At 35.5% G+C, this 4,885-nt stretch carries 6 protein-coding genes and 1 pseudogene; 6 read left to right on the forward strand and 1 reads right to left on the reverse strand.

Features of this window, described 5'->3' with window-relative positions:
* From H8S52_RS19425 to H8S52_RS19450, 6 genes are all read left to right on the forward strand, one after another.
* On the forward strand, positions 1 to 351 hold a 351-nt coding region (locus H8S52_RS19425; RefSeq protein ID WP_186910397.1), incomplete at its 5' end, for a DUF3871 family protein.
* Between the two features lie 86 nt (positions 352 to 437).
* Positions 438 to 884: a JAB domain-containing protein gene (locus H8S52_RS19430; protein WP_011108556.1), complete on the forward strand. Its 447-nt coding sequence runs from the start codon at positions 438 to 440 to the stop codon at positions 882 to 884.
* Between the two features lie 150 nt (positions 885 to 1,034).
* On the forward strand, positions 1,035 to 1,622 hold the full coding sequence (locus H8S52_RS19435; RefSeq protein WP_011108557.1) for a tyrosine-type recombinase/integrase: 588 nt from the start codon (positions 1,035 to 1,037) through the stop codon (positions 1,620 to 1,622).
* Positions 1,623 to 2,373: 751 nt separating this feature from the next.
* Complete coding sequence (locus H8S52_RS19440) at positions 2,374 to 2,670, forward strand: hypothetical protein (protein WP_011108558.1); 297 nt, start codon at positions 2,374 to 2,376, stop codon at positions 2,668 to 2,670.
* A 114-nt stretch (positions 2,671 to 2,784) separates the two neighbouring features.
* Positions 2,785 to 3,177, forward strand: a complete 393-nt coding sequence (locus tag H8S52_RS19445) for a hypothetical protein (RefSeq protein WP_011108559.1) — start codon at positions 2,785 to 2,787, stop codon at positions 3,175 to 3,177.
* 22 nt (positions 3,178 to 3,199) lie between these two features.
* A complete protein-coding gene (locus H8S52_RS19450; RefSeq protein ID WP_011108560.1) occupies positions 3,200 to 4,402 on the forward strand; it encodes a hypothetical protein in 1,203 nt (400 codons plus the stop codon).
* Positions 4,403 to 4,781: 379 nt separating this feature from the next.
* On the opposite strand, the pseudogene H8S52_RS20230 reads toward H8S52_RS19450, so the two are convergent.
* Positions 4,782 to 4,885, reverse strand: a pseudogene (locus tag H8S52_RS20230) (DDE transposase); the annotation flags it as partial.

Here is a 4,885-nt window from a genome sequence, read left to right on the forward strand (position 1 = left end):
CTGTTAAGGACACTTGGGCAGATGTCAATCTCAACGAGTGAGTTCTGCCAGATAATAGGCAGGATGAGATTATATCAAGCTCTTACACCCAACCAACAGAAACGCTTACCTCGTCTATTATTAGGAGACAGTCAGATTAATGCAGCTTGCAGAGCATTCGTTTCTGATGCGAACTTCAAGAGTACAGGGGACAGCATTACAGGCTGGCAGCTCTTAAACCTGCTCAATGGTTCTGTGAAGTCAAGTTACATAGATAACTTTTTGGAGAGGAATCTTAATTGCACAGAGTTCGTACAAGGCATTCAACGTGCCAAATTAGGAGATAGTGAATACGCTTGGTTCTTGGGCTGAGTGGATTGTTGATTGAGAGAGGAAAGGGCAGCTATTCAATTAGTTGTCCTTTCTTTATATCTACCAGCTTATTAAGACATCAAATTATGGATATAGATTATACTGTGGGAGAAGTGGAACTGTCCTACAAACCCAAATTCAAGAATATATATAAGGTAGTCAGTTCAGAGGATGCTTATAAATATTTGCTTCCTACATATAAGGAGGGTACAATCTGTTACAAAGAATATTTCAAAGTCTTGTTTCTAAACCAAGCCAGCCAAGTTTTAGGTTACACTCTCATATCAGAGGGAGGAATAACAGATACGACCGTAGATGTCAGAGTAATTCTACAAGCTGCATTGCTCACCAATTCAGTAGCTATCATTCTTGCTCATAACCACCCAAGTGGTAGCATGAAACCAAGCAGGCAGGATATGGAGATTACTAAGCAGGTCAAAGAAGCTGCAAGACTTATGAGAATTACAGTAACAGACCACCTCATATTAACAGATGCAGGATATTATAGCTTCGCAGACGAGGGAGAATTATAATAAGGTAGAGGGCACTCAATTTCTAAGTTGGGTGTCTTTATCATATTCACTTCTACTATTAGTGAATGTTCCATTAATAATCAGTGAGTTAGTAAATCCAACTCAGAATTAATATTCACTTCTATTCATTAACTTATAAAACAGAACATTATGTCACTTAAATATTCAAGCACAACCGCAGACTATCTTGTTTGGTCTGATGCAATGAACCTAATAAGGAAGTTAGCCAAAGACGAGAATTATAAAATCTCACTTCTTATAGCTTTAGGATGCTTCACAGGATTAAGAATATCTGATATTCTATCTCTAAGATGGAAGCAGATATTAGATGCTGACGAGTTTACAGTAATTGAGAAGAAGACAGACAAAGTAAGGACTATCAGACTGAACCCCCAATTACAACATCATATTAAAGAGTGCTACGAGCATATAAATCCTGTTGGAATCAATGCGCCAATTCTTATAAGTCAGAAAGGCACTATCTTCACAGTTCAGAGAATCAATATCATTCTTAAAGAGGTGAAGAAGAAGTACAGGTTAAAGATTAAGAACTTTAGCTGTCATTCGCTTAGAAAGACATTTGGTAGGCAGGTCTATAACATGAACAGCGATAATGCTGAACTTGCCTTAGTAAAGCTGATGGAACTGTTCAATCACAGTTCTGTAGCCATTACTAAGAGATACTTGGGATTAAGGCAGGAAGAAATCTTGCAGACTTATGACTGTTTGAGCTTCTAATGATTGGGACAGGATTATTAAGATACATCTTTATAGTGGTCTGAACGGTTCTGTCCCAAATCAATGAAATATTGAGTTTAGATATATCTAAAGTCCAATCTTGACAGTTCGGCATTTCAGCCTTATAGAAGTAAGTCAATTCCATAAGTTTACAGATTTTAGGATTATCTCAACTCTTATTAAGCATGTTACAGATAACACTTCTTAAATATCCAACAATATACTGACTTAAAGATGATAATTCAAGGCAGGTAAGAATATTCAGAATTTACTCTTTATATGAGGAGAAGTGAATTTGATACCCACATGGATTTAGAGAGTTTAGATGCGACTCTGCTTAAATACTCCATTAATTCCCTGTTTTGTAACACAATAATTACTATTTCTCCTTATTCCATGCCTATTAATTTAGAACCTTTCGCTATCTTTGCACCAATTCCAATGAACTAAGGAGATAGAGAGTTGGAAGGACATATTTAACGAAAGGTGTTATTGAAATTATCTTCTGTTTCTTAGATTCTCGCAAAATTTAAAAACGGTACGAAGATGATAACAATAGCACCCACACATTTGATATATATTCATCGCTTAGGTGAACTATATACCTTTTGGTGTGGGGCTATTGTTTTATCCGTACCAAAAGGCAATGCGAGAAGCCCAAGAAACAGGATAAGACAAATATAGTTCCCACACCTCTTTTATTTTAACAGCTTATCCATAGGGAACAGATAAGCACTAATTATCAAACACTATGGGTTTATTTGGTGGTATCAATGCTGTAAATGAAATCAATTCTCTTATTGCTCAAATAGAGAGAAACATGAATGCTTTAGCTCCTATGATAGAATTGAATGGGATGAAGCATACCACACAATCTAAAGAATTAACAAAGTTAGTCCGCAGGGATTTGGATAGAATTAAAGACCTGTTGAATCAACACAGTTCTGCCAGAATAGCTGTTTACAGACTTAAAGGCGACAAGGTGGATTCTACAACATTGGTTGGATTCCTTGAAATGTGTCTTAAACAAGCTGAAAGTCTTATATAATTATGGATGCAAATGATATTAAGTTAGGACTGTTCATTTTAGTTATAGTCCTTATAGGTGCTTTCATTGGCTATTGTTTGGCAAGTTAAGACAGATTACTAAAACAGCTATCACATGAAAATATTTCATCTATTAGGGTTAGTGGTACTGCTATTATCTTCTTGCGATGATACTTCTGGTACATATATAATTTCTGAAGTCGCATTTAAAGTTAATAACCTGTCTGAACAAGAGAAACAGAAAACTATCAATGAGTTTATCAATCAAGAAGTGTTACTTACAGTTCTTAAAGGAAAGATAGAATTAACATTATCTAACAAACCAACCACTTCTAAGATAACTCTACAACGCGTGTCTAATAACTGTTATTCAACGACTGATGGAAATATAACCATTAATTTAGAATTGGAGAAAAAGAACTTTGTACAGACCAAATATAAATTGATTGAATATGGTGGCACAGATGACAAGTTCTTTAGCTTACATATGACTTTGGATAAACAATAACAAATTTATTGCATAAGAATCAATGAGAACATTTAGATTATTAGCAACTTCATTATTGGTTGCATTGAGCATGGGAGTTAGCTCTTGTAGTGAAGAATTGGATAGCCAACCAATGGAATCTTATCCAGAAGGTGGTGAGCCTTTAGATGTAGTTTGTAAAGAATATGGCATTAGTGACTATGAAGACATAGAATTACTTTCTTACTATAAGAACAATTTGGAGCAAGCTAACTTCTCTGGCTTACGAGAAGAGAAGCTATGGCTTGCATCATTCAATGTAAAAGATAAGTCGCCTATTATTAATTGGACTGACGAATTACCATTTAATAGGAATCGTAAGATTTACAAAGGCTATGGAGAATATGAAGATGTCACCATTCAGCAGATAACCATGTTGCAAACCATGTACTTTAATCCGAAGGAGTTTGTAGCATCATTAAGCTATTACTTTGGTAAAGATTATGGTTACCTCGCTTTACTCTTTAGGCATGATACACAAACTAAAGAAGTTCAAGTTAAGCGTAGTGAAATACTTGCTGGATTTCAATATTCTATAATAAACAATGATTGTTGTTACTCATTGTCTGGCGATACGCTCTATATAGCAGAGAAAGGCTTTGGATATTCCAATGTAGGAACTCTCTATACTTCTGAATTTATATCTCACGAAGAAGCAATATACACCCATAGAGATAATAAAGGCTTCTTTGTAGGAAGACGGAATTTCAAATTGGGAGAAGATTTATGGCATATCCAAGTACCACAGCTAAATGATGAACCTGCTGATGCTAAGATTGAGGTTAGTGTAGAAGATAATTCCAAGAGAGTTTGGAAGTACAATGTCAATATTATACATTATGATGGAACTAAGAAGAATGTAACATTTGAAGTGGATATTGACAACGGTACAATTAAAGGAGAGAATGATTATACTTCTCTCATTATAGGTAAATGGAAGAAGACAAGCGGTGATGCTGTTGCTACCCATGTTACTTATAAGAATGATGGCACATTTGAATATACAAGTACAGAAGATAGCTCTTACAAGGAAGTGGGCAAGTACAAGATAGACGGTAACAAGCTCTATGAAATGTACAGCGATGAAGAAGAATGGATTATCAATGATATTCTGTTACTTAATTCTATGACCTTATCAGTGCAGGAATTGGAAGCAGACGGAGTTACACCCACAGGTCAGAAGTACTCTTATCAGAGAGTGGAATAAAGAACTTATTCATACTAAAAGTAGGCAGCATTTGAGGAAACTCTTATGCTGTTTTCTTTTTTATATAAGCACTACGAATGTTACATACTAACAACCCAATTCTTTGGAATATAGGAAACTAATATTTAACTTTGTACCGTAGGTTTAGCTGTTGACTAATTGTTGACTGATAAACTTCCAATGAGATTATTAATACGTTGACATATTGCAATTTAATAGGATGAAATTTAGAGCCTCATAATCTGGAGGTCCCTGGTTCAAGCCCAGACTGGTCCACGAAGCATAAAACAAAGAAAATCAAGCCGTTACAAGCAACCTTGTAGCGGCTTTTTTCTTGCACACTGAAACTCCTTGCACACAATTTGGAGTCAGTAGCTTTTTAGTGGGGATACGCATATAGTTTAGCAATGCGGAAAAGGAAGAACCTCTTGTCAGCTACGCCTCTTAGGTTTGCTCTGAACAGTTTAATTTTAGCATTGAAAG

It is taken from the genome of Bacteroides sp. NSJ-48, assembly GCF_014287405.1.
In the GTDB taxonomy this organism is placed as follows: domain Bacteria; phylum Bacteroidota; class Bacteroidia; order Bacteroidales; family Bacteroidaceae; genus Bacteroides; species Bacteroides stercoris.

Excerpts from the sequence above, each read along its gene's own strand:
- H8S52_RS19430 (WP_011108556.1), top strand. The coding sequence starts at position 438 with ATGGATATAGATTATACTGTGGGAGAAGTGGAACTGTCCTACAAACCC.
- H8S52_RS19435 (WP_011108557.1), top strand. The coding sequence starts at position 1,035 with ATGTCACTTAAATATTCAAGCACAACCGCAGACTATCTTGTTTGGTCT.
- H8S52_RS19440 (WP_011108558.1), top strand. The coding sequence starts at position 2,374 with ATGGGTTTATTTGGTGGTATCAATGCTGTAAATGAAATCAATTCTCTT.
- H8S52_RS19445 (WP_011108559.1), top strand. The coding sequence starts at position 2,785 with ATGAAAATATTTCATCTATTAGGGTTAGTGGTACTGCTATTATCTTCT.
- H8S52_RS19450 (WP_011108560.1), top strand. The coding sequence starts at position 3,200 with ATGAGAACATTTAGATTATTAGCAACTTCATTATTGGTTGCATTGAGC.